This window comes from Belliella calami (assembly GCF_022549695.1).
Classification (GTDB): Bacteria; Bacteroidota; Bacteroidia; order Cytophagales; family Cyclobacteriaceae; genus Belliella; species Belliella calami.
Genome location: NZ_JAKZGS010000004.1, coordinates 50707 through 75196, shown reverse-complemented (window position 1 = coordinate 75196; position 24490 = coordinate 50707). Strand labels below are relative to the sequence as shown.

Genomic DNA, 24490 nt, shown 5'->3' with positions numbered 1-24490 from the left:
ATCAAAACTCTCTTTTCAAAATATAAAAACTTCCCAGAATACCTCCATGATTTGTTTTCACTTCTTTGACTTGGGTAGAATACTTGTCAAATACATTTTGGAGTAAACCAGTTTTGTACAAATTCATCTGCATGACGGGCTCTATGATTATCTCTCGATGCTTCGCAAAAGAATAAAGAAAATTGTACAAGGGTACTTTGGTCCTCAAGTAGAAATTGAGGTAGGGAATTGAAGGGAGTTCGTGTCCGTGTGTGATTTGGATTTGGGCGATTCCTCCGATCTTGACCTTTTCCAATAGCTGTGTGAGCAATGACAAGCCTCTTTTGATTTCTATGTGTTGCAAAACAATGTATGAATTCACTAAATCAAAAGAAGGAAGGTTTGGAAGTTTCTCTCCATCATAAAGGACAAAATCTATATTTTCTCTCCCAAAGCTTTTGGCATGATCTTTCGCTTTGTCGAGAATCTCAGGCGAAATGTCCAACCCTACTACTTTCTTATCTGTATATTTGGAAAAAGGAATAGCCAATCTCCCTACACCACAACCAAAATCCAAAACAGAAGCATGCTCCAGTGAAAACGCTGTAAGTTGATTGATTCTATCCAACGACTCTTTGACATATACTTCTCCAGTAGCAAAAAACTCCTCCAATCCATCTTCTGTGAGATTTTCTTTCTTGTACTTTTCATCTGAAAGCACTCCAAAGTAAGGATCGTTTTTTCCGAACTTTTTCCAATTTTTTAAAGAATCACGCTTCATTTCTATAATCTTGATTTAATGATTTTTGCAGGGTTGCCACCTACAATACTAAAGGGAGGAACATCTTTGGTTACTACAGACCCTGCCGCCACGATAGAGCCTTTTCCAACTGTCACACCAGCCAAAATGATCGAGTTGGCAGCTATCCAGCAATCATTCTCTATTTTGACAAAAGAACGTGTGACCCCTTGATCAATCATAGGTAAGTCCACATCACTGAAATTATGGTTTTCGGAATAAATGCTCACACGTGGTGACATCATGACATTGTCTCCGATTTCAATGTATCCAGAGCAGCCAATATAGCTATAAGGGCCGATGCTGCTGTTGTTTCCAACCTTAAGCCCAATACCCGCTTCGCCACCATAGAGATTTGTAGGCCGGATGATCGCATAGCTGCCCACAGTAACCTTGTCTCCAAAAATCAAGCCTTTTTGGGATAGCCCATTGATCTCACAGTGATCTTGAGCTATAAAGTTTGTTCCTACTTCAATATATCCAGGCTGCCTCAACGTAACTCCTTTCCCAACCAAAAACAGTCCTTGTACAGATTTAAGCCTCCATCTGATCAATAATCCCCTTACCAACCAGAGACTCATTCTCAACAGAACTCCCAATGTGGATAAACTATCCCAATCCTCACCAAACCTATCACTAAGGTCAACTCTAGTGATTTTTGTAATGCTTCTCCCAAGGAAATTACTCATTTAAAACATCTTTAAAAGTGTGCTCCAAAGATAAGAAAAACTTCTTCGTTGTAAATTCCTTTAACCGATTTATCCCCTTTTCACTTAGTCTTTGTCTTAGATTTTCGTCCTCTAGCACTTGAATCATAGATTGCACCAGGTCTTCACAAGTATTTTCATTCAAAATCAAAGCTGCTTCACCTGCCACTTCTTTGAGTGCTCCTTGATTGGAAATGATCACGGGTATGCCAAAAGAAAATGCCTCCAAAACCGGAAGTCCAAAGCCTTCATTGGAAGAAGGAAAAATGTATGCACTTGCATTTTGAAAGAAATTTCTTAATTCTTCATTGCTGATATAGCCTGGAAAGATTACTTTTCCTTCCAGGTTCTGATTTTTTACAAGTCGGACAAGTTGATCATAATCGTCCAGCGCTTCCCTTGGGCCACGTTGACCTACCAAATATAATTTCAAGTCTTTGTACCTCGGGTTGTGGATAAGTTCGGAAAAGGCCATGATCAGCATGCCTAGATTTTTCCTTTTTTCCATCACACCTACATGGAGAAAGTACCTTTCGGTTACTTTTAAGGATGTTTTTGAAATGTTATCCACATTATTGGTCAGTCCAGATGAGGGGTAGACCACATCTATCCGTAACCTTTTGAATTCATCCATTTGCATCAACCTTCCTTTAGAATAATTGGTGATAGTAATAATCGACGCATTCTGCTGAAGTCCTTTGGTTAAGAAAAAGATAAAATATTTTAACCAATGTTTTTGATAATGCTCAGGATTATCCCAAAAGAATGTATCATGAATCACAGATATTTTTTTTCCTTTTCCCCATAGCGGACTAAGAATGTCTGGGCTGAAAACAATGTCTGCATTATACCAATAGGAAAGAATGGGAAGCATGATTTGCTTGCGCAAAAAGTATAGCAGCTGAAAAAGTAGATTTTTCCACTTTGCTGTTTTTCCTTTAAAAAACCTACTTTGGCTTATTTTCTGATAATCAGGACTGATGATGTAAGTCAGGTCAGTATCTTTTCTTGAAGAAACTTCCTCACAGATAGATTGGATGTAGGTTTTGATACCCGTCTGGGCTACATACAAGTAAAAGACATCGATCAGCACCTTTTTTTTATGCTTCATGATGCTGAATTCTAGGGTAATTGTTCATGGCATAACCTACCATCCACCAAGAGATCCAACTGACATACAGGTACATTTCCGCATTGGCAGTAAACAAAGGCAATATCAGCGCGGTTTTGGCTGCAGCACCTGTGAATGCTATCCGTGCTGTCATCAAGTTTTCTGTACTTCTGAATACTTTTATACTGTGTATTATGGCATAGGACAGCAATAAGATATAAGTAATCATGCCGAGCCATCCCAATTGGACTCCATAGATCAGAAACTGGTTTTCGCCTCCTATTCTTAGTTCGTCTGTTACACTTCCTGCATTACCACTCATGGCCAATCCAACTCCAAATGGGTTTGCAATCATTCCTTCCAAAGCCACAAGCCACTCTACCAAGTGACCCACACTTGAAAGATTTTGGAAAGTAAGCGTGTCTATCACGAAATAATAAAAGTCCTCAGTAGCAATAAAGACCACAAAAACGATGAATGCCAAAACCAAAGAGACTCCTATCATTATCAAAGTATATAGCCTAAATGTCACAGCAATAAAAAACAACATGACAAAAAAAGATGCGAAAGATGCTCTTGATGAAGCCAATATCAAACTGATAAAAGAGAATATCATAATCAATAGATAGAAATTTGCATTTTCTCTTTTGCTTGTCAGGTAAAAAATCAGCCCAACGGCAAAACCCATCAACACAGAGCTGGAGAGTTCCAAAGGATCTGAATAGATGGAGGCAAGTCGTTTGGTGATCGCTTGGGTTTCGAAAGTCCAAGAAAGCCCAAAATTACCAGTTGGCTCTACGTTGTTCAGAGCGAGATTAAAACCGGCGTAACCTGTGATATTTTGAAAATGTATGTCAAATATAACTTCGAATACATTGACCCCAAAGCCTACAATCACAATCCCAAAAATGATTTTGAAGAACAATCCAACTTCTCGATCATCAAAATTGGTGTTACGGCCCAAAAAATACACAAGTGCTGGTATCAGCATACCTTTGAAATAGAATACTTTTGCAGAAAATGTAGCCTCTCCGACCGGAGCAAAGAGAAAGAAAACTGCGAGCAAGGTCAGCATCAAGAACAACTTATCCACAATGGTAAGCCTAAATGGATATTTGAATATGTTATTCTGGAAAAGAACAAAAATAAATACAGCAAAGATCACAATCAAATCTTTGAAGAATTGAAAAGCCTTCACTAGGACCACAGATTCTGTAGAGGCATATGTGACGCTCAAAAACACTGTGTAAATTGGGAAGTATAGCAATAAAAAATAAATTATATACTCCCATTTTCCTATCAACAAGGCCTTCTTAACTGTCCAAAAAATTGTCAGCGAAAGGATGATAAAAAGGACGATAAAAATGATAAAGTGCATTCAGAGAGATTTATTTGATCAAATTTAGGAAAGTAAAGTTCATATTTCGACTCAATAAAAAAACTCTTGTAAGGTGTTTGCTTATTTTACACAGACTATCCATTGATTGATTTTGAAGAAATTCTGCACGACTCGGGAGACTTTCTTTTTGATGGGCATTTTGTATTTCACTAAGTTTCTATACTTTTCACCCAATGTGTGTGAATAATGTAGCTTGATCGTCAACCCCTGCTGTTTGATCAAATCTGCCAATAATCCTTTGGGGAAAATATAAGTATGTTCCAAACCATCTATTATCCTAGGTACTTTTAGCTGTAGATGATTTAGCCATTTATAGCTTTTATACAATAGACTTGACATGTCTGGTGTGCCTATTGCCAATGTGCCTTCTGGCTTTAGGATTCTTTTCATTTCTGTAAAATATGCTACTGGATCAAGGACATGCTCTATCACATGGCTCATATGGATAAAGTCAAAGTAATTGTCCGGAAAATTGGCAGTATCCAAATCACCCTTATGTACATTTACAGGGAATTGACTTTTCACAAAATCGATTGCACCTTGATCAAATTCTGTAGCGAAAAGCTCAAAACCTAAACGATTGGCATAGGCTAGACCCATTCCAAGGCCACATCCTACATCTAAAAATTTACCTGTTTCTTTGTAAATACTGAAATACGGTGCAGCTTTTTTTATTTCGGATTCCGTCAGATTTTCAATTTTTAGGATTTCATCTTTGATGATGTTTTTGTAGTCTGTACTTTGATAGATATCTTTTTCATAATAATCGTTGTAGTATTTATTTAAGTCATCTGCATCTGCCATTGGGTTGGCGAATATCAATCCGCAAGATTTGCATCTGGCACGTGATATATGAGGACCAAATCGATGAAGGTCTATAGCATCACCTACAATATTTGTTGAAGAACAGATCGGGCAATATTTATGAATAATCATCAAACTGAATTTTCTTGATCAAATAGCGTGGTGGCCTATCAATCTTAGTTTTATGCAATATTGGGAACTTACAAAGGTCTATTTTGTGATATAATGATCTTTGTACAATTGGCTATCCGATCTTTTCTTTATCAGTTCTTGGATCTCTGGATTGTCTTTTTGATCCTCTGTAGGAGCATAGAGTGCCCTCTGTCTGTCTATGAATGATGCTGGAGGCTCACAAAGATAATAGATTGCGAGTGATTTCCTGATCTTCTGTCCATCTGAGGTCACCTGCCTACTGAGCCCATGCCATGATTGTAAGCTGGTATCAAAAATCACCGCCCTATTGAATTTGATTTCAACTTCTTTGACAAGTTTCTCCGGACTATTGGTAGCTTCATTATTGCTCCACAGACCAAAATGTCCACCATATTCTGGCTTCCAGTCTTCAGACAAGTAAATGATCAAGTTGATCCTTCTTTGCAATCCCAGTTTGGGATGGATATTGTAATCCAAATGTGGGTTGAGCTTTCCGCCATCTGGGTGCATGTGCCAGCCTCCTCCATGGAGACCAAAGTCGGGGTACAATTTGATCCCCAAAATCTCCCCAAGCTGATGGACAAAATCATTTGAACAAAGAAATTCAAAAAAGCTATATGTATTTGGTGGAAATTTGTTCCAGTCATTCAATGCCGATTTTTTTTCCAATGGATTGGAATAATTGAATAGGCTTGTATCATTTATATTTGGAAATTCATTTGACAACTTTTGGGCAAGATCACTATCCAAAAAATTATCTATAACCAAATGTGGAAAAGGTTTTGCAACTTTGTACCCCTCTATTTCCTTTCTAATTATGTCAGTATTAATCATGGTATGATTTAAATAATCCATCTATAAAGCCTGTCCAGACCATTTTTAATTTAACAGGCCTCCAAAGAACTACAAAATATAAGGAATAAGCAAACAACTTGAAAACTTGTGTAAGCACTGCCAACGGTTTGAATATTGCTGGCGTGTGGTGATTGATAAAGATCATCTGATTTCTTTGAGTCAAATAGTGAACCTTCGGATTGAGGTAACCTTCTTTACCCTTTGTTTTTGACTTGGACGAGCTTCCTACTGAGTGGTAGATGACTGAGGCTGGTTCTAGCCAGAGTTTGTATCCGAGATTTCGGATTCTGAGAGACAAATCTACGTCTTCGAATGATCCAAAAAAGTAAAATTCCTTTAATAATCCTGATTTTTTGAGAACTTCTGATTTGATCAAAAATGCACATCCTGTAATCCAATCTACCTCTGAACCTTGGATGGTCTCTGGATTTTTGGAGTTTTCGTGATTGGTAAGCGAAATCCCCAAGGGACTCAGAAGTTTTCCGCCAGCATTCCAAACGGTCTGTCGATTTGGTGTATTGTAAAATATCAATGGTTGTGCTGCTCCATATTCGGGCTTATCGTCTATGGCTTCGATCAATTTCGTTATAAAATCCGGTTCTACCTCCGTATCATTATTCAATTCCATCACATAATCAAAACCCTCGCCCAAGGCGTACTTGAAACCAAGGTTGTTGCCTCCGGTAAAGCCTCTATTTATATCAGAGAAAATAAAATGAGCAAATTCACCAAATTCACTTTTCAATTTGCTCCCCGAGCCATCCTGTGAGTCATTGTCCACAATGATGGTTTTGAAATTTTGATAATCACATTTTTTTAAAGAATGAAGACATTTTTGGGAATCATCATAATTGTTCCAATTGATTAAAATGATGGCCACTGATGGCTGGGTGATCTTTGTCATTTTTTTTGAAATGATAAAATTGTTGGATTTAATTTTTTTTTAAGCCTTTGTAAAGTAAAAACAAGCCTGATCGCCTTTTTGGTCTTTGTTTAGTTGTTTGGCTTTCTGGATCAATGATTTCCTTGATTTTTTGTCAACAAATTTATCTGGATCATTTGATTTCAAAGAAAAACCTTTTTTATACATATCTGTGATGACAAATTGCTTTTCATTGCTGTCAAATATGACTTGTGTAAGAATTAGTCCATTGGAATCTCCCATTATTTTCAAGGCTTTGACACTTGGGATAAACAGATGTCTTGGTGCATCAAGTTGAAACCAGTTTACTCCTTCCGTTTTCCAAACTTCCGCATCAGTTACAGGCACCCGAATCAATAATTTACCGTTTGGTCTAATCAGAGATGTTAATTTTTTCATTGTTGCCTTAGGATCAGCCATATGCTCAAAAGAGTGGTGAAGCATAACTACATCAAACTGTCCTTTTATATCCTCAACATTGCATTGTGAAATCTTCAGACCATCAAGTGAAATTTCCTTATGCAAAAATGGATCAAAACCATGTAGGTCATTAAATCCTGAGCAGTGCATTTCATAAAGTAACTGGCCATTTCCACAACCAATATCGGCAATCTTGGAATCTAATTCAAGATTGAGAGGCTTTAACCAATGAAGATATTCTGTGTTATTGTAAATTAGCAAATTTCTCATATGAAATTGCCAACGAAGCTTCTTAAAAATGTTTTTTACTGAAGAGCTCAGAACTAAACCTGTCGAAGTATAATACTCTGAAGAATAGTAAAAACTAAGATTTTCTGGTACTTCTTTTATTTGCAACGAACAGCAAGTCATACATTCTACATATATAAATTCATGAAGGAGTCCAAACATGTTTTCCTTTACAATGAATTCTTTTTTGGGTCCAAAGTCACCACAAGCAACACACGCTATATCTCTTTTTTGAATCATTTATTTTCTAGTAAAAATCAGCTTAAGTAAGTTTTGAAGGTCAGTTTTATTGTATAAAATATTAATTACCAAGGAAATAAAAAACACAGAAATCTCTGTTGAAATCAGTGCATATGAAAGACCAATTCCTCCATAAAGATGTGTCAATGTCACTGAAGCAACAACCATATACATGCACATCAGCCATGATGATCTGAACATTAGATTCTTTTGGTCTTTTACCAAAAATAATAGAACATTAAGATTATTAAGACATGCCAACATAGGAACAAAAGCCAAAATCCTCAGAAAGTCAACAGCTTCGGGTAGCTCTTTTTTGGAAAGAAGCTTGATGATGATTGGTGCCATAAGAAATGTGCTGAATGATACTATTGCTCCGATTACTAAAGCCCATTTGGCTGTCTTCAGTGCGTAGGAATAGAATTTCGATCTATCTTGATGGTAAAGCTTCGATGCGTTTGGGTAGATTGCCTGAATGACCAACGCTGGAAACATCCGCAGGACCATTCCGATTTTCTCGGCCAAACTGAACATACCCAATATTGTAGAACTTGCAAAGAATGACAAAACTATCAATCCTCCGTTGACAGAAATATGGGATGCCAAAAGAGAGAGGAAAAATAAAATATTTGATTTCAGGGAAGCAAATATTTTATTGAATTTTGGCTTATAGAATATGATTCCCAGCTCATAATGAATATAACACAATAGTAAAACATTGATGGATAAGGCACTTCCTGCCAAAAGGAAATTGACCCATTTTGCCTGTTCTGGCTTGTGGATAAACAGAACGATACCTAAAAGGAAGAGCAATTTGCTAAATACATTTCCGATGGATATCAATTTCATTTTTTCCATTCCCTGAAAAAACCACAAGGGTAGTGTCGCTTCAGAAAACAACAAAAACATGGAGAAAATCAGGATCGTTTGATATTCTTCAAACATTCCAAAACCAAAAATTCCTACTAAAATCAATAGGGAGGAGAAAAATGCCAGTATAATTTTTCCAGAAAAAATATTGGATACCAAATGGGAAAGTTCGTCTTTGTTGTTTTGGTTGATAGCTACATCACGAGGAGCGCTGAGATTGAAGCCAAAGCTGACGAAGATATTTGCCAATATGACGACAGATAGCGCGAGATTTACCAAACCAAATTGATCCACACCAATACCCTGTATCAATAGCGGCATGGAGATCAGAGAAATCAAAACATTGGACGCTTGTATGATCGCCAGAAAAATAAAGTTTTGGATAGACTTATTTCGAATCAAGTTGGCAATTGGGAAAGATGAAATCTTGTCTAACATAAAAAAGTCTTTGCGTCAATTATTTTTCTTTCACATAGACTACATATTGCTTCTGAACAAAAAGCAAAATGATAACTAATACAAAAGCGATCAAACCTCCAAAAACTATTCCTTTCATCAATTTAAGATGAATCTTTTCCAGTGGAAACCTCGGAGAATCAATAATCTGAATCAAAGGAGAGTTATTTCGATGGTTTACTTTTGCTATTTCGAGATTCTTGACAATTTCGGAATATACAGCAGTAGAAGCAGAAATGTCAACCTGCTTTTTCCTTGCGTCCACAGTACCGGACTGCATCAGTGGGTTTGGGTTAGGTATTCTATCCGAGGAGTTTGCAAAAGCGACCAAGCTTTGGTCCAAAATTTTCCGCACACTATCAGATTGCGATTGAAGTATTTGCAAGTTTTCTGCCGTCTTTTTTGTTTTTGTCTCAAAGTAAAACCCATTGACTCTTTCTACAAGTGTCTCGTTGAATACTTTAGAAAACGCTTCGTCTTTGGATTGGATATTTACTTTGATTATTGTTAGTTTTCTGTCTGGTTTTACCACAGAAAGGTGGTCTTTTCTTATCAGCTTGGAAATTTCTTTTACAACCGAATCTTGGGTCACACTGAAGTTTTCCCGATTTATAGAAAAGTCAAGTGAACTAAAATCGACCTTTTTTTTCCATTTTTGATCTAGCTTATTAGAAGAAATGTAGCGATCTATGAGCAAAGATTCTTCATCAAATGGGCTTAGCAGGGTCTTGTTGATCATGTTGTCAGACTTGTACAGTTCCATGATATTGTCACCCTGAAACAAGCCACTTGAGCTTCCCAAAGATCCCAAATTGACACCTACCAAAGATGCCAATCCTGACATACCTCCCATACCCCCCATATCTGATTCTTCCAATACAAAAGATGTCTCTGCAAGGTAGAGAGGTTTTTTGAAAATAGATATAGCAGCACCAACAGCGGCTCCTATCAAAGTGGCTACGATCAAAAGCTTCCACTGACCCACCAGGTAACTAACCCATAACTGAAATCTCGAAATAACTTCCTTTAAAGTAATTTTATCGTCCAAAATATGCTTTTCTGACATTTTGCTTAGTTGTTTATTTGCGTGACGATCAAAACCAATGTAGCCAATCCTGTGGTCAAACCGACAATTTCCCCTGGTCTCAGTGGCATTCTTGGTCCTTTGGTAGGCACAAAGATCTCAGCCCCAGGCTCTATACGAGGATAAGACCTGATTCCAAGGAAGCTTTTGGTACGTGCTACTTCGCCATTTGCATAGACCACGTAGGTTCGCTTTCTGTTTGCTCTATTGTCGAATCCACCAGCTCTATTGATATAATATTTCAATCCACCAAGGTTATCATAGCGAACAGTAGTCGGATAGACTACATCACCCCTCATCCTTACAGTCTGAAGTTGTCTAGGGATGGAAATGATATCGCCTTCTTCCAGTATGAGGTCAAATTCTGAGCCTGGATTGTTGAGTATTCTTTCCAGATCTATAGCTACAGCTTCCATTTCTTTGATTTTGATCGGGGAAATGTCTGCTTTGGATTCTACAATTCCCGAAATCGTTTCCTTTTTCACCTCTGATGCAGCAGTACTTTCTCCGGCACTTTTTGTAGCCTCTTCCTTATTTCCCAATGTTTTGAAAAGTCTCTCAAGCAAGAGCTCTTGGGCTTCTGTATTGTTTGGATCGTACTGTAGTTTTTGCTGAAGGTCGATCAAGTTTTTCTGTCTCCTCAGCTGTTCGGATTCTGTATCATAATATTCCGTTCTTCTGATCAATGTTGCTCCTTTTGCATAAGCGAATGCTGTCAACCCTCCAGCTCTATTGATGACATCGGAGACCCTTTCTTTGGCTGATTGCACGGCAAAAGCTCCGGGTGAGTTTACTTGCCCTTCGATGAAGACCATTTTTTCGAGGGTGAAATTTGGTTTTCTTCTAATGATCACATTGTCAAAAGGCTCAAGGATCTCTTTAGATCCGGTTTGACTGAAGTCAATATTTACACTTACTGGGACTAGAACAGAAAAAGTTCCAGCTTCAGGTTCGGAGATTCTTCTTGAAATCTCAATATCTTTGGTGTTTGCTGCTTCTCGTAGTCCTCCTGCCATGATGATCAAGTCTTCTACGGTCATTTTGTTTGAAAAAGGGTATGTTCCAGGCTTGCTTACTTCCCCTGTGATCTGTACATAGATTTCTTCTTTGAGGTCATAGATGCTCAACACCCGAATGACATCCTCGCGCTGCAGGGATATGTCTGGAGCTGAGCCATTCAATATTTCCCGGAGACTTATAGAAATTACTTCTGTACTCAAGTCAGCACTTGTCCTCAAGATACTTGCTCTTTCCAAATAAGCTTCCCCTCTTACGCCATCTGCATTTTCGATCAGTTTTTTTAATGTCAATCCTTCCGTAAGTGCATAATTTCCCTCTCTAAATACAGCACCTTTGATCTGTACCCTATTGCTATATCTATTGAGTACCTTTCCGACTTTATATACATCACCGCCTTTTATGGTGAATATGGAAAATTGATCTTTGAAAATATCTGAAACTGCTCTTTCTTTACCGCTTACCCTGGTTACATTGATTCGGTCTTGGAATGCTTCATCGGTAAATCCTCCGGCATATTTCAAAAGCTGATCAAAACTTTCGCCTGATTTGACTTCGAAAATCTTTGGTCTTTTGACTTCGCCCTCCAGCGTCACCCTTCCTTCAAAAGGCTCAACCAAAATCACATCTTGATCTTGAAGTTGTTGATTGAGGTTGGCGTTTCCATTGATCAAAAAATCGTATATATCGATCGTTTCAACGAGCTTTCCGTTCCTGATCAATTTGATATTCCTCATCGTACCATTTTCATTAGGTCCTCCAGCTGCATAGAGGGCGTTGAAAACCGAGCTGAATGCACTCAAGGTAAATGTTCCAGGAAGTCTAAGTTCACCTACAAGATTGACCTTGATAGTCCTTACATTTCCCAAAGTGACTTGAAGAAAAGTATTGGGATTGGAACCACTTAAGCCTTGATAATAGCTGGAAAGTCTACTTTTTAGAATACCTGTTGCTTCTTCTATAGATTTTCCAGAAAGGGAAATTGGGCCTACGTTGTCTATGATTGCGAAGCCATCGGGATTGATAGTAGCTTCATAGTATTTTTCTGATTGGCCATATACATCCACATAGATCATATCGCCGGCACCGAGGATATAGCTTTTGGGTGTTGCCAGGTTTAGATTTGGCTCAAAGGTCAACCGCCTGTTTTTGTTATAAAAAAGATCAGTGCCAAAATAAGGTGAGGGTTTTGAATCGATGGAAGGGTCTTGCTGAAACTTGAAAATACCCTGGGTGATCTCGTTTAAGTCACCTTGTGTCCTTGGGTCTCTTTTTGATGCTCCAGTGGCAGTAGATCTTCCAGAAGTACCATTCAGGTCGAGTTTTTCTATTCTTTCTTGAAGCTTTTCTATCTGTATAGCCGGCAATCCTCTCAAACTTGCCATTTGGATTAATTCATTTTCAGAAAGTCCTGCTTCATTCGCTCGATTGACCAATTCCTTGATTTGGTCATCTGATAGCTCGTCCACATTGATAGTGGAAATATCAGAGAGAGACTGTCCATGCGACTGATTCAAGGACAAGAAAAAAAGAGTGGCAATCAAAACAATGGTATTGGTGATTTTTGTTTGGATTGAGCTTAAGGCAAGTTGCATCATGAAAATTGTGATTTTTTGATCATTCGGTTTCCTTGAAAAGATGTCAAACATCTGACTGTAAAGAAATTTTGCATCTTTCAGCATTAAATTTTGGAAAACTTGCGTAAAGATAACTATTCCATACTGTAAAGAAATAGCTAAATCTTTAAATTAGACCATTTTTGCTTATTCCATACAGTTTTTGCACATTTCGATTTGCTTTCTGTCATGAAGAAGTGAAGACCTAAAATGTAGATATTTAGCATTTTGCCAAATTTCTTTTAATGACTGATAGGTGAGTTGTCCCATGACATGCTTTCCATCTTTATCAAAACAGCATGGTACTACTCTTCCATCCCAGGTGACTACCGATCCTTGCCACATTCTCCAGCATTTGTTTTCTATTTCCTTTTTGAGCTTCCATTTGCCATTTTTCCCAAGGATATATCTTGAATATTTTGAGTCTTTGGGAATCAGTTCCGATCCATTTTCAAAATCATAGATTTGGGCAGACTTCAGCTGCAATTCATCTACCTTCATTCTTTTGGCCCAAGACTTTAGCTCCTCAAGTTGATGTTCGTTTTTGCCAGTTACCAAAAACTGAAGGATGATTCTAGGAAAGGTCGATTTTCTCTCGTTTCTTTTGTGGACAAGTAGGCTAAGGCCTGCTTTTACTTTGGAGAGGTTGCCACCGACACGGTAATCTTGATAGATTTCTTGGGTGATTCCATCCATAGAGACTATGAGCTGCTTGAGTCCTGAATCCAATGTTTTTTCCACATTCTCCTCTGTAAGGTAGTGGGCGTTGGTAGAAGTAGCGGTGAAGACTTTCTTTTGGTTTGCATAGCTTACAAAATCCAAAAATTTCGGGTGGAGGTAGGGTTCGCCCTGAAAATAAAGGTGCAAATAAGTAAGATATTGACCATTTTCATCGATGATTTTTTTGAAAAGGTCTTCCCGAATCATGCCAGTGGGCCTGGTAAAACTCCTTAATCCACTTGGACATTCCGGACACCGTAGATTGCAGCTGGTGGTAGGTTCGATAGATAGGGTGGTTGGTTTTCCCCAGATCTTTGGGTTTTTTGTAATTCTGCTGACTTGAAAAGAAATCAAAAGGATTAAGTAATTTGAAATCTTTTTCCAGTTAAGAAGTTTGGTATAGGAAATTGCGGTGATTAGTTTGTTCACAGAAAATCAGTCGATAATTCGGGTCTAAGTTAGTGGATTTGGGTTAGATTCTGGAATCATGATTTAGAAAAATGGCACTTAAGAATAAAAGTGGTTTTGAAGCTATAGAAAGTTGTACAAGTTTTGAGGGAACAGAATTTTTCTTGTTGAAATCGAACAATAAACTAGAAGGAACATGGGGTTACTGTGATGGGGCAAAAAACATCTTTGCAAAAAGATAATTTTATTAATCGAAAAGGGCCGATCCTAGAAAGTTCGGCCATTCTCGATTTGTTCTAAATCACAATAAAGAGCTGGAATATTATTTGGTTTTCTATTTAATCCCATTGAATATCAAGGTTCTTGAAAAGAATGGGAATAGATCTTGAATACTGTCTGCTGAATATAACTGGTGAAAAGAGTTTTATTGTAGAAAGTCCATCTTCGTCAACTCCTGAGAAATGAATTGAAAAATTTACAGGAATATCTTTTGGCAGATTGGGAATCATCATTCCATATTCTGAAAACGAAAAATTACTAGACTTGTATACATTGCCTTTTAAATCAATTAATTCGGCAGCTTTTAGCTGAAGTTTATGTGCTTGCCCTTTGTTAGTAACTAACCCTTTGATTAAAATCTTTCCAGAATTTCGGTTTCCTATAACTGATGTTATCTTAAATTCAAATTCTTCTTCTATGAAAGTATTAGAAACATTGTATAGATCTAGAACTTCTCTAATATACTTTACTTGTTTTTCTAGCTCCCGGATCTCTAAATTTAAATTTTCTATTTCCCCTATCTGTTTTTCAATTTCTAATCCTTGGCTCTCAACTGTTCTCTCCAGTGAATAGATTTCTTGATTTTTCTTTTCAAGTTGTTCTTCTAATTTTTTATTCTTGATTTTCTCTTCCTCAAAATTTTGAGCTGTAAGGGAGGTTGTACCAACTACAGAAATAATTAAGATAATAAGGTTAAATTTTAAAAGCATAAGATTATTCTTTAAATGAAAACATAAATGTGTGTAATTTTTCCAGAGGTCAAAATAAACAATTGGCTCGAAGCAGACTATCTTGGACTCTCTACCATTTCTTAAATTAGAAATGGCCTATTAGATAGCAGCCTAAAAATAGTGGATTGCAATATTTAATATAGCTACTAAAACCAATTCTAGGAAATAAATTAAAAAAAACCAAAAAAGAGAAAGAATTTTATCTTTTTTGGTTTCAGAATAATGTCAAATGACTTTAAGCTTTTACTGAGCTTTGCTCTCCAGCCAATTCTATTAGGAAGCTGTCTATTGTACCGCGCTTCACATGTGGCATAACGACAATTTTGTACCACTCCGCCTGAAATTCATAGGAATTTGCTACCAAATAGTATTTATCGGCAAGCTCTGCTGACATGTATTTTGCCTTGATCGCGATTATGTTATTGTATGGGTTTCTGAAATATTCCACACCCATTTTTTCCAATTTCTTGCAAATTCGCTCAGTTTTGTCACAGAGGGTTTCCATTTTGTATTTCCAGCCTTCTGATCCATGTATTTTCAAGATCATCCACATAGAGATGGCATTGGCACCTGATCGGCTTCCGCTGATTGTATAGTCTTTGCCAGGAATGTATTGGGCTTCGTCTGTTTTTACATATTCTATGAATCCCTTCCTGATCAAAAATAACCCAGTCCCATAAGGAGTCTGAAGCATCTTGTGACCATCTGCAGTAATGGAGTTCATGTATGGATTTTGGAACGTATATCGACTCATGGTATTGGTGAATGGATAAATAAATCCACCATAGGCTGCATCCACATGAATTTTGAAATTCACATTTTGATTGCTGAAGAAATCACCCAACATGTCTATATCATCTACCGATCCAAACATAGTTGTGGATAAGTTGGCTATGACTATAAAATACTTGATTCCATTTGCTCTCGCTTCTTTGATCTTTTCACTAAGTGAGGACTTGAGGATCTCACGAGTTTCAGGATCTACATTCAGGATGATATTTTGAAGGTTGAGGATATTAGCACCTTTAGGCATGGAATAGTGCGAATCTTCAGAATATACGAGTCCAATCTCTCCAAGTCTTGCACCATATTCTTTCATGAAATAGTTGCGGTAGATCCACATTGCCTGAATATTTGCTTCTGTACCACCTGTTGCGACATATCCATCTTGGTCATTTTGCCTTCCATTGAAAACCTCTTCTGCAACAAGGCGAATCAGTTCTCGCTCGATTTTTTGGGTGCCTTCAAATACCTCCAAAACAGATTTTTCACTCAAAGTATGTACACCGATGTGGTTAGGATTGCGCACCATGGCTGACATATAAGGTGCATCTTGCAGGAATGGCGCATCGGGATAGAATTCTGTGGTATCCAGGTAAGTTCCGGGAATTCCAAGAATAGGCCTTTCACCTCGGTAGTCGAGGTTTTCTCCCAATGCTTTGAATATGATTTCTTTGATCTGTTCGTGTGATAATTTTTTCCAGTACATGTTTTTGTTTAAAATGGTATGAAATTAATTCCAAATCTTCCAAGCAGCTTCTGCCTGAAGATGAAGCATTTCCAAACCATTTTTTACTACTGCACCGCGCGCTTCCATTGAGCGCATCAAAAAAGTCTTTTCGGGATTATACACCAGATCATACACCTTGTGCTGCTTTGAGATCAAATTCGCATTGATAGCAGGCATTACTTCTGTATTTGGGAAGGTTCCCAGTGGGGTTGTATTGACGATTAGGTGATGATTTTTGAGGATTTCTTCTTGGTTTTCCAAGTCTTCATAAGTGATCCAGCCTTCGTTGATACTACTTGATCTTGAGACTATCAAGTAGGATATTTCAAGGTCTTTCAATGCTTGGATAACAGCCTTTGAAGCTCCACCAGTGCCAAGAACCAATGCTTTTGGTCTTTCGTCTCCCAGCCAATTGGCCAAAGATTCTTTGAAACCTATGTAATCTGTATTGTATCCTTTTAATTTTCCATTGTTCACTTTGATACAATTGACCGCTCCAATAGCTTCGCAAGCAGGGTCAAGTTCATCAAGAAACTGGATTACTTTTTCTTTGTGGGGGATCGTTACACTAAGTCCTTCCAGCTCTTGGTTGTTTTGGATAATTTCTTCTATCAAATTCACCTTCTCTATTTCGTAAAGGTCAAATTCACAATCAGAAAGCCCTTCTTTGGAAAACTTCTCTGTGAAGTATTTCTTTGAAAAAGAATGGGTAAGGGGATAACCAATTAAGCCGAATTTTCTCATTGTTTTTTGATGTATTGTGCAAATCTTTCTATGCCTATTACCAATAGAATCCCAAAAGAGAATGCTAGGATTGCTGGCAAAAACAAGGATTCTTCTCCTGTTGCTGCAAGATAATTTTGGGGTAAGATATTTTCTGTCAACAGTGGCTTTTGCACGCCAGAGGAAGAAAGTCTGTAACTTAGGACGATTTTCCAAGGCCAAAGTTTATTGATCGAACCCAACATAAAACCTGACAACAATCCGATGGTAGCTGCATGGTGATTTTTGAGAAGCCATGATATCAATCTGCTAAATACCAGCAGACCTGTAACACAACCAGCACCGAAAATCGCAATTACCGTGAAGTTTCTCTCAGAAACTGCTGCAAGGATTTTTTCATATTGGCCCAACATCAGCAAAAGAAAACTCCCCGATACACCTGGTAAGATCATCGCACAAATGGCAATTGCACCTGAGACAAATGTAAACCAATGGCCTTCCGGTGAACTTACTGGTGGAATACTTGTAAACAAGTATGCGCCAACAATTCCTGCTATGATGGCTACTACCACACCAATGCTCCACTTTTTGATATCTCGTAGGATAATGACTGCAGATATTATGATCAAACCACAGAAAAATGACCACACTGGAATCGGGTGGAATTCTATGAGATAAGTGATGATATTTGACAAAGCAAAAACACTCGTCAAAATCCCGAACAGGAGTGTAGCAAGAAAGCCACCATTGATATGATGCCACAATGCCTTGATCTCAAACTTAAACAAAAGTTTGAGTGCGGTTTGATCTATTGCATTGATGCTATCGAGTAGCTTTTCATAGATCCCAGTGATGAGCGCAATAGATCCACCTGATACTCCTGGAACGATATCGGCTGCACCCATAGCCATTCCTTTCAGATAGGTTAGGATTGTGTCTTTGAATTGATTCATGGATGAAAACGAATTGGACTGCCTCATTGAGATAGGGCAGTCCAAGAATTTTATAATTTTATATCTCCTAAGAAATGGTCGAACGTATCTCCCCTTAACCCGAGGCGAATGGTTTCAAGTGGAATCAATTCATTTGGAGCAATATTACCCAAATTTACATTTGCACCAAGAAGTTTTACAAACCATACTTGTTGCTCTTTTTGAGGAGCTTCCCAGATGATTTTTTCTTCTGGGATTTTTGTCAGGATTTCTTCAACAAGCCCCTGTCGTACTTCACCGGAATCTCTAAAAAGTCCGACATTTCCTCCTTCTCTAGCTTCACCGATTACTTTCCAAGAACCTGCTTGAAGCTCTTTTTCCATTTGCTCAATCCATTTGTAGGGAGGGATGATTTTAGCTGCGTCTTTTGACCCTACTTCTGATAGAACTGTGACATCTTTAGAAAGTGTTTCTATAAATTGACATTTTTTGTCATGCTGAAGACTGATGGAACCATCCGATACCTCAGCGAAGCTAAGGTTGTATTTTTCCAAAACTCTTCTATAATCTTCAAATTGATCACGGATTACAAAAGCTTCAAACAAAGTCCCACCAAAATAAACTGGAATGCCAGCATCTTGGTAAATGCTTATTTTCTCAGAAAGTCGTTTTGTCAAGTATGAAGTGGCCCAGCCAAATTTCACAATATCAACATATTCTCCGTGAGCATCTACAAAATCTTCAACTTCTCTAATGCTAAGGCCTTTGTCCATGACCATGGTAAATCCCGAAGTACGTGGTTTTTGACTCCGTACAGGGACATTATTCAGAACGTAATTCATTCTATTGATTTTTCTATTAATTGGTTTTTTTAAGAAGGTTTTGAGCCGTCTTTAAATTGAGAGATTATCTTGAAAATTGCTTTCTGATGTTTCACTTCAGGCATCAAATCATACAACAAGATATGCTTTTCGAAGTCCAAAGTTAATGCATTTTCTAAATAAGTAAAGGCTTCTTTGTATTTACCTGCCTTGATGAGGTATACGACCAAACGATAATACAACTCCGCATTTTCTGGAAGTTCTTCAATCCCTTCTTTGACGACGTCTTCAGCCTCCTCGAATCTATTTTGATCAAAATAGATAATGGAAAGATTGATGTAAGTTTCCATAATGCCAGGCTCTAAGTTGATAGCTTCTTCATATGCTTCTGAGCTTGCATGGAGATTGCCCAATTGATATTCTGCATCTGCCAAACCTACATAGTAATTTGCATTGTCATCTGATAGCTTGATTGCCTTTTTGAAATAATGTATTGCTTCAAAAAACTTTTCTTTTTTCAGCATGCACATTCCCAAGCCAAACCAAGCATCCTCATATTCAGGGTCAAGTTTTGCTGATTTTTTGAAATACTTAAAAGCTTGATCAATTTGTCCCAATTTCTCATATGCAGCACCCATGTAGCAGCAGTTTTCTGAATTGGTACCTTCACAATTGATCGTATTTTGATATGCTTCCAAAGCCAATTCAAATTGCTCCGTGTTCATGTAGGCATTGCCCAGATTGAAATAGGCCGAGGCAAAAGTGTCATCTATGATCAAAGCATATTCATAAGCTTTGATTGCGTCATCGAATCTAGCCAAGCGGTTATAAACAACGCCTAAATTGTACCAAGCTCCTGCAGAATAGGGGTCTTGATCTATAAACTCTTGATAAAATTCCAATATTTCATTGAAGGAACCTTCCTCCTCCGTAATCATCGCCAACTGAAAGAGTGCGTCTTCATGGTTTATTTTGACTTTCACACACTCTTTGTAGTAATAAACAGCTTTATCTTTGTTCTCAGTGGCACGATAAAATGTGCCAAGTGAATAATAAATCTCTGCTTTGTCATCTGCCAATGGCAAGAAATCTTCCAGAATCGCTATCGCTTCCTTGACACTTCCCGCTATCATCATGGCGTTTGTTAAGGCCAATATGATTTCTTCATTGTTTGGAGAGATGTTGTTGATATTTTCCAGCAATTCGAGCCCTTCTTCGAGCTCGTCATTAAAAATTAGACATTGGGCTTTAAGCAATTTAATCTCAATGCTGAAAGGGAATTTTTCAAGAGCATGGTTTGAAGCACGCAATGCTTTGAGGAATTTTTGGTTTTCGAAGTAGAAGCGGATAATATCCTCTAGCTCTTCTTCCTCAAAATAAAGATCCAAATTGGCTTTGAGTGCGTTTTCAAACCTTTCTACCAACTCCTTATCGTTGTTCCATTCGTTTTCAAAGTCTCCGGTCATCGGCTATCTTTTTAATTCTAACTTAAGTTACCAATTAAATTAGTGTCTCAAAATCAATTTAATATATTTTTTATTATTGAGAAAATTTTATTTAACAAGCGTATCTGCTTCCTTACCAGTAGTCATTTACGATATTGGATGCGTTACATTCAGTCTGATGACTGAAGAAAGTTGACGATTATTGGTATAAATATATGTGAAATATTCAACTACTGGTGTCATCGCGGATACTCATGTTATTCAATTACAATTTTTTAGGTAATCTCCCAATACTAGATTTGATTTGAACGGTGGATCAGGTTTTTTCGTTCACCTTTGCCCAATTTAGGGTCTCAGACAATGGTCTAAACTCAAAATTTAATTCGTTCTTGATTTTTTTGTTTGACATTTTGTGGGGCAATTGTGCTAATTGCGCAGTGATTGGATTGAGGGGGATTTTACTCAGGCCAAAGGAATATGCTACCCATGAAAATGCCAAGAACAACCTAAGTGTGGAGGGGCTGATTGGTTTGTAAGGAGCTTTTTTGTCAAAGGCCAGGGCTATTTCTTCAAAAAATTCTTTATAAGGAATGGTATCTGCGTTCAGGATATATCTGCTTCCCCAGACTTGTTTTTCGAAAAGTTGTGCAATTATTTCTGCTATGTCGCGTACGTCTATATAGTTGATCATTCCGGAAGGGTAATACGGCTTTTCTTCCAAAACATAATTGTATATGGCTGTACTGCTTCTTTGGTCACTTATTTTACCTAATGCTACAGAAGGATATACGACAATCACATCCAATCCCTCTTGGGCAGCACGCCAGACTTCCAGTTCTCCAAGATATTTTGAAATAGCGTAAGGTGTATTCAAGTCAGAAGTAGCCCATTTGTGATTTTCGTCAATTAGATTGATATCGGGCGTTCTACCCAAAGCGGCTACTGAGCTGACATGAATCAATTTTTTGATGTTCAATTGAAGCATTACATTGACGACATTGATAGTGCCTTCAAGATTGACCTTCATAAGTTCTTTGGAATCTTTTTTTTCATAAGAGACCAATCCGGCAACGTGAATGATCACATCCATCCCTTCAAAAGCAGATTCCAAAGATTGATAGTCGTTGATATTTCCTTCTTTCCAAATGATATTGCTATCATCCAAAAGGGGTTCTTTTGCAGTTTTTCTTCTCAAAGCATAGATTTCCCCGAAACCTATAAAACGCTTTGCTATATAACTTCCGATTAATCCTGTTGCTCCAGTGATTAATATTTTCATAAAGTGTTGTTCAAAAGATCCAAATGTTGTAATTTTTCATAATACTTACTTTTTGGTAGTGTTTCCAATGCATCTAGATAACGATCATTGTGACAATCTGTTCCTACTAATTTGACACGTTTTTCGTCAACTAACTCTTCTGCAAACACCTTGACTTCCTTGGAGTAAAATCCCGTAAGCGATAGCAGATTTAACTGAAAATAAATCTCTCTATCGAGAAGGTCATGCATTGTCTTTTTGTCTCCTATAAGATAATAATACCTCTCTGGATGGGCCAAAATCGGTTTGTAATGATTTAGTTCCATTTCGAAAAAAGTATCAAAAAGTATAGCCGGCTTGTTGATAAAACCAGTTTCTACCAAGACATAGTTTTCTGAAACCGGAAGCAATTGATGCCCGTTTTTCAGTTTTTCAAAGAAAAACTCATCAATATAGTATTCAGCAGCAGCATTGATTTCTATTTCAATGTCATTTATTGATAATTCCTTTCTAAGTTTTTTTAAGCCATTTAGGATGATTTCTGGGGTGTTTTTGTAAAACTCCCACATAATATGAGGCGTAGTTATGATTTTTTTCAGCCCATAGCTTTCCAAGCGCCTTATCAAATCAATGGATTGCTCCATTGTTTTCGATCCATCGTCAATACCGGGGATAAGATGGGAATGCATGTCAGTATGCATCCATGCCAAATCTAAATTTTGGTCATAAGTACTTGCTTTGCTCTTTCTGAAAAAATCAATTATTCCCATTTATAACCCCCCTGTCATTTTTGTAAATTCCTTTAATGTTGGCCATGCTGTATCCTTTTCTGAAAGAATCGGATCAGATACTTTCCAATCTATATTCAATTCAGGATCATTCCATAGGATTCCCCCTTCACTTTCTTTGTGATAGTAATTTGAACATTTGTACACAAATATAGCGGTTTCCAAAACAGAAAAGCCATGTGCAAAACCTTCAGGTACAAATAACATATTGTGTCTTTTTGCATCCAATTCGAAACTTGATACTTTTCCGAATGTTTCAGAATCTTTTCTTAGGTCCACAACTACATCCAGTACTTTTCCTTGTATGACGCGAACCAATTTTGCTTGTGCATAAAGTCCTTTCTGGAAGTGCAAGCCTCTTACTGTGCCCGTAGATGAGAAAGATTGGTTTTCCTGTACCCACTTTACATCGACTCCATAATCTGAAAGCGTATCTGCTCTGAATGATTCGAAAAAATAGCCACGATTGTCTTCGAAAACATTTGGTTGCAATTCTACCAAACCTTTGACTGCTGTTGGAATAATTTTCATTTTTATTTGATTTTTGTGGGATATTTTTGATGTTTAATCATTAAGCACAATCAGGCCATTGATTGTCTTGATAACTTATATTTTCAATTATTCATTTGAATAAAGTAGGGCCTAATTTATAATGATGGTGACTCTGATTAAAATTGCTTTAGCGACAGCTATTTTAGGTAATGTAAATACTATGAAACTAATTTATGTTGGTATATTGTTGAGCACTTTGGTGAGTTGGACTCAAAGATAATAGATATTCATTTTGCGTTGGTATTATTGTGGTAAATTCACCAAGGAACTAAATTGAACCTACTTTCCTTAAATAAAAGACAGCACTAAAACTAAATATGACAAAATACGCCAAAAAACTCCAAAAACTCCATGAAACGGCTCCAAAAGAAGACACGGCTGTTTTGGTTGCACTTATAAAACAAGGGCAGTCCGACAGGCAAGTTCATGACTATTTGGATGAATTGGCCTTTTTGACTGAGACGCTCGGGGCAAAGACCGTTTATAGATTCACCCAGAGATTGGAAAAGCCAGACGTGAAGAGCTTCGTGGGTACTGGGAAACTCGAAGAAATCAAAACTTATATCGAACATTTTGAGGTGGATATGGTCATTTTTGATGATGACCTTTCTCCTTCACAAATGCGTAACCTTGAAAATGAACTCAAAGTCAAGGTGTATGACCGTTCGCTACTTATCCTGGACATTTTTCTCAATAGAGCGCAAACAGCACAAGCAAAAACACAAGTTGAGCTTGCAAGATTTCAATATTTGTTGCCAAGACTGACTAGAATGTGGACTCACTTGGAGCGTCAGCGAGGTGGTACCACGACTAGGGGTGGATCAGGTGAAAAGGAGATCGAAACTGATAAAAGAGATATCAGAAGTAGAATTACACTTTTGAAAGAAAAACTCAAAGATGTAGAAAAGCAGGGTGTGACTCAGAGAAAAAGTAGAAAGGGAATCGTACGTGTCTCTTTGGTAGGATATACCAATGTGGGGAAAAGTACTTTGATGAACTTAATTACAAAAACTGATATCCTAGCTGAGAACAAACTTTTTGCGACAGTGGATTCCACAGTAAGAAAAGTAGTGTTGGAAAACATCCCGTTTTTGCTTTCAGACACAGTCGGTTTCATCAGAAAACTACCAACGCACCTTATCGAGTCATTTAAATCCACTTTGGACGAGATTCGCGAAGCAGATCTTTTGATCCACGTGGTGGATATCAGCCATCCCGGTTTTGAAGACCACATCACTATTGTGAACCAAACTCTAACTGAGTTGGGAGCAACCGACAAGCCGATGTTATTGGTTTTCAATAAAATAGATTTGGTAGATCAGATGCCTACTGAAGAGGAACAGATGCATATGACTGAACTGGAACTCGAAGAGAGTAATTTCCTTGATTTTGAAAAGCTTGCAGAGGCTTACAAAAAGAAGACAGGTATATCTCCAGTATTTATGGCTGCCGAAAATGGAACTAATGTGGAGGAGATGCGTGAAGCTTTGGTAAGAGAAGTGAAAAAGGAGCATAAGAAAATGTATCCACACTATCTGGAAAGTGAGATAATTGACATGTCGGGATTTGAAGAATAGAAATTTTCAAAGTAGAATTTTATTCA

23 protein-coding genes are annotated in these 24490 nt (G+C 37.6%); 2 read left to right on the top strand and 21 right to left on the bottom strand.

Features of this window, described 5'->3' with window-relative positions; all coding sequences use genetic code 11:
- Position 1 precedes the first annotated feature (1 nt).
- The 12 genes from MM236_RS06995 to MM236_RS06940 form a co-directional block, all read right to left on the bottom strand.
- Positions 2–760, bottom strand: a complete 759-nt coding sequence (locus MM236_RS06995) for a class I SAM-dependent methyltransferase (protein WP_241274241.1) — start codon at positions 758–760, stop codon at positions 2–4.
- 2 nt (positions 761–762) lie between these two features.
- Positions 763–1467 (bottom strand): DapH/DapD/GlmU-related protein, encoded by a 705-nt coding sequence (locus MM236_RS06990; protein WP_241274240.1) that lies wholly within the window; start codon positions 1465–1467, stop codon positions 763–765.
- Positions 1460–2596 (bottom strand): glycosyltransferase family 4 protein, encoded by a 1137-nt coding sequence (locus tag MM236_RS06985; protein WP_241274239.1) that lies wholly within the window; start codon positions 2594–2596, stop codon positions 1460–1462. The genes MM236_RS06990 and MM236_RS06985 overlap by 8 nt, the downstream gene beginning before the upstream one ends.
- Entirely contained in the window at positions 2586–3974 is a 1389-nt protein-coding gene (locus MM236_RS06980; RefSeq protein WP_241274238.1) for an O-antigen ligase family protein, read from the bottom strand. The genes MM236_RS06985 and MM236_RS06980 overlap by 11 nt, the downstream gene beginning before the upstream one ends.
- A gap of 81 nt (positions 3975–4055) precedes the next feature.
- Positions 4056–4931 carry a class I SAM-dependent methyltransferase gene (locus tag MM236_RS06975; RefSeq protein ID WP_241274237.1) on the bottom strand — a complete coding sequence of 292 codons (876 nt, stop codon included), beginning with the start codon at positions 4929–4931 and terminating at the stop codon, positions 4056–4058.
- A 78-nt stretch (positions 4932–5009) separates the two neighbouring features.
- On the bottom strand, positions 5010–5786 hold the full coding sequence (locus MM236_RS06970; RefSeq protein ID WP_241274236.1) for a 2OG-Fe(II) oxygenase: 777 nt from the start codon (positions 5784–5786) through the stop codon (positions 5010–5012).
- A complete protein-coding gene (locus MM236_RS06965; protein ID WP_241274235.1) occupies positions 5779–6711 on the bottom strand; it encodes a glycosyltransferase family 2 protein in 933 nt (310 codons plus the stop codon). The genes MM236_RS06970 and MM236_RS06965 overlap by 8 nt, the downstream gene beginning before the upstream one ends.
- Positions 6712–6750: 39 nt before the next feature.
- Positions 6751–7677, bottom strand: a complete 927-nt coding sequence (locus MM236_RS06960; protein WP_241274234.1) for a class I SAM-dependent methyltransferase — start codon at positions 7675–7677, stop codon at positions 6751–6753.
- Positions 7678–8985 carry an oligosaccharide flippase family protein gene (locus MM236_RS06955; protein ID WP_241274233.1) on the bottom strand — a complete coding sequence of 436 codons (1308 nt, stop codon included), beginning with the start codon at positions 8983–8985 and terminating at the stop codon, positions 7678–7680.
- A 19-nt stretch (positions 8986–9004) separates the two neighbouring features.
- Complete coding sequence (locus MM236_RS06950) at positions 9005–10069, bottom strand: GumC domain-containing protein (RefSeq protein WP_241274232.1); 1065 nt, start codon at positions 10067–10069, stop codon at positions 9005–9007.
- A gap of 5 nt (positions 10070–10074) precedes the next feature.
- The gene (locus MM236_RS06945; RefSeq protein ID WP_439648012.1) at positions 10075–12699 is read right to left on the bottom strand and encodes an SLBB domain-containing protein; all 2625 of its coding nucleotides are present in this window, start codon (positions 12697–12699) and stop codon (positions 10075–10077) included.
- A gap of 168 nt (positions 12700–12867) precedes the next feature.
- Positions 12868–13869 (bottom strand): radical SAM/SPASM domain-containing protein, encoded by a 1002-nt coding sequence (locus MM236_RS06940; protein ID WP_241274230.1) that lies wholly within the window; start codon positions 13867–13869, stop codon positions 12868–12870.
- A gap of 71 nt (positions 13870–13940) precedes the next feature.
- Between MM236_RS06940 and MM236_RS06935 the strand changes: the two genes are divergently transcribed.
- Positions 13941–14090: a hypothetical protein gene (locus tag MM236_RS06935; protein WP_241274229.1), complete on the top strand. Its 150-nt coding sequence runs from the start codon at positions 13941–13943 to the stop codon at positions 14088–14090.
- A gap of 96 nt (positions 14091–14186) precedes the next feature.
- Here the strand turns inward: MM236_RS06935 and MM236_RS06930 are convergent, their stop codons facing one another.
- The 9 genes from MM236_RS06930 to rfbC form a co-directional block, all read right to left on the bottom strand.
- Positions 14187–14837, bottom strand: a complete 651-nt coding sequence (locus MM236_RS06930) for a hypothetical protein (RefSeq protein WP_241274228.1) — start codon at positions 14835–14837, stop codon at positions 14187–14189.
- Positions 14838–15093: 256 nt separating this feature from the next.
- Complete coding sequence (locus MM236_RS06925) at positions 15094–16347, bottom strand: pyridoxal-dependent decarboxylase (protein WP_241274227.1); 1254 nt, start codon at positions 16345–16347, stop codon at positions 15094–15096.
- A 24-nt stretch (positions 16348–16371) separates the two neighbouring features.
- A complete protein-coding gene (locus MM236_RS06920) occupies positions 16372–17112 on the bottom strand; it encodes a shikimate dehydrogenase family protein (RefSeq protein ID WP_241274226.1) in 741 nt (246 codons plus the stop codon).
- Entirely contained in the window at positions 17109–18044 is a 936-nt protein-coding gene (locus MM236_RS06915) for a DUF368 domain-containing protein (RefSeq protein WP_241274225.1), read from the bottom strand. Before MM236_RS06915 ends, MM236_RS06920 begins: the two co-directional genes overlap by 4 nt.
- Before the next feature lie 50 nt (positions 18045–18094).
- Positions 18095–18865 carry a phosphosulfolactate synthase gene (locus tag MM236_RS06910; RefSeq protein ID WP_241274224.1) on the bottom strand — a complete coding sequence of 257 codons (771 nt, stop codon included), beginning with the start codon at positions 18863–18865 and terminating at the stop codon, positions 18095–18097.
- Between the two features lie 29 nt (positions 18866–18894).
- A complete protein-coding gene (locus MM236_RS06905) occupies positions 18895–20310 on the bottom strand; it encodes a tetratricopeptide repeat protein (protein WP_241274223.1) in 1416 nt (471 codons plus the stop codon).
- A gap of 295 nt (positions 20311–20605) precedes the next feature.
- The gene (locus MM236_RS06900; RefSeq protein WP_241274222.1) at positions 20606–21568 is read right to left on the bottom strand and encodes an NAD-dependent epimerase/dehydratase family protein; all 963 of its coding nucleotides are present in this window, start codon (positions 21566–21568) and stop codon (positions 20606–20608) included.
- Positions 21565–22317, bottom strand: a complete 753-nt coding sequence (locus tag MM236_RS06895) for a tyrosine-protein phosphatase (protein ID WP_241274221.1) — start codon at positions 22315–22317, stop codon at positions 21565–21567. Before MM236_RS06895 ends, MM236_RS06900 begins: the two co-directional genes overlap by 4 nt.
- Positions 22318–22866 carry a dTDP-4-dehydrorhamnose 3,5-epimerase gene (gene rfbC, locus MM236_RS06890; RefSeq protein WP_241274220.1) on the bottom strand — a complete coding sequence of 183 codons (549 nt, stop codon included), beginning with the start codon at positions 22864–22866 and terminating at the stop codon, positions 22318–22320.
- Between the two features lie 338 nt (positions 22867–23204).
- On the opposite strand from rfbC, the gene hflX reads away from it, so the two are divergent.
- A complete protein-coding gene (gene hflX, locus MM236_RS06885; protein ID WP_241274219.1) occupies positions 23205–24464 on the top strand; it encodes a GTPase HflX in 1260 nt (419 codons plus the stop codon).
- The last annotated feature ends 26 nt before the right edge of the window (positions 24465–24490 follow it).

What these genes read in the sequence shown, in the direction of transcription:
- MM236_RS06995 (WP_241274241.1), bottom strand. Translation starts at nt 760, where the DNA reads ATGAAGCGTGATTCTTTAAAAAATTGGAAAAAGTTCGGAAAAAACGAT.
- MM236_RS06990 (WP_241274240.1), bottom strand. Translation starts at nt 1,467, where the DNA reads ATGAGTAATTTCCTTGGGAGAAGCATTACAAAAATCACTAGAGTTGAC.
- MM236_RS06985 (WP_241274239.1), bottom strand. Translation starts at nt 2,596, where the DNA reads ATGAAGCATAAAAAAAAGGTGCTGATCGATGTCTTTTACTTGTATGTA.
- MM236_RS06980 (WP_241274238.1), bottom strand. Translation starts at nt 3,974, where the DNA reads ATGCACTTTATCATTTTTATCGTCCTTTTTATCATCCTTTCGCTGACA.
- MM236_RS06975 (WP_241274237.1), bottom strand. Translation starts at nt 4,931, where the DNA reads ATGATTATTCATAAATATTGCCCGATCTGTTCTTCAACAAATATTGTA.
- MM236_RS06970 (WP_241274236.1), bottom strand. Translation starts at nt 5,786, where the DNA reads ATGATTAATACTGACATAATTAGAAAGGAAATAGAGGGGTACAAAGTT.
- MM236_RS06965 (WP_241274235.1), bottom strand. Translation starts at nt 6,711, where the DNA reads ATGACAAAGATCACCCAGCCATCAGTGGCCATCATTTTAATCAATTGG.
- MM236_RS06960 (WP_241274234.1), bottom strand. Translation starts at nt 7,677, where the DNA reads ATGATTCAAAAAAGAGATATAGCGTGTGTTGCTTGTGGTGACTTTGGA.
- MM236_RS06955 (WP_241274233.1), bottom strand. Translation starts at nt 8,985, where the DNA reads ATGTTAGACAAGATTTCATCTTTCCCAATTGCCAACTTGATTCGAAAT.
- MM236_RS06950 (WP_241274232.1), bottom strand. Translation starts at nt 10,069, where the DNA reads ATGTCAGAAAAGCATATTTTGGACGATAAAATTACTTTAAAGGAAGTT.
- MM236_RS06945 (WP_439648012.1), bottom strand. Translation starts at nt 12,699, where the DNA reads ATGCAACTTGCCTTAAGCTCAATCCAAACAAAAATCACCAATACCATT.
- MM236_RS06935 (WP_241274229.1), top strand. Translation starts at nt 13,941, where the DNA reads ATGGCACTTAAGAATAAAAGTGGTTTTGAAGCTATAGAAAGTTGTACA.
- MM236_RS06930 (WP_241274228.1), bottom strand. Translation starts at nt 14,837, where the DNA reads ATGCTTTTAAAATTTAACCTTATTATCTTAATTATTTCTGTAGTTGGT.
- MM236_RS06925 (WP_241274227.1), bottom strand. Translation starts at nt 16,347, where the DNA reads ATGTACTGGAAAAAATTATCACACGAACAGATCAAAGAAATCATATTC.
- MM236_RS06920 (WP_241274226.1), bottom strand. Translation starts at nt 17,112, where the DNA reads ATGAGAAAATTCGGCTTAATTGGTTATCCCCTTACCCATTCTTTTTCA.
- MM236_RS06915 (WP_241274225.1), bottom strand. Translation starts at nt 18,044, where the DNA reads ATGAATCAATTCAAAGACACAATCCTAACCTATCTGAAAGGAATGGCT.
- MM236_RS06910 (WP_241274224.1), bottom strand. Translation starts at nt 18,865, where the DNA reads ATGAATTACGTTCTGAATAATGTCCCTGTACGGAGTCAAAAACCACGT.
- MM236_RS06905 (WP_241274223.1), bottom strand. Translation starts at nt 20,310, where the DNA reads ATGACCGGAGACTTTGAAAACGAATGGAACAACGATAAGGAGTTGGTA.
- MM236_RS06900 (WP_241274222.1), bottom strand. Translation starts at nt 21,568, where the DNA reads ATGAAAATATTAATCACTGGAGCAACAGGATTAATCGGAAGTTATATA.
- MM236_RS06895 (WP_241274221.1), bottom strand. Translation starts at nt 22,317, where the DNA reads ATGGGAATAATTGATTTTTTCAGAAAGAGCAAAGCAAGTACTTATGAC.
- rfbC (WP_241274220.1), bottom strand. Translation starts at nt 22,866, where the DNA reads ATGAAAATTATTCCAACAGCAGTCAAAGGTTTGGTAGAATTGCAACCA.
- hflX (WP_241274219.1), top strand. Translation starts at nt 23,205, where the DNA reads ATGACAAAATACGCCAAAAAACTCCAAAAACTCCATGAAACGGCTCCA.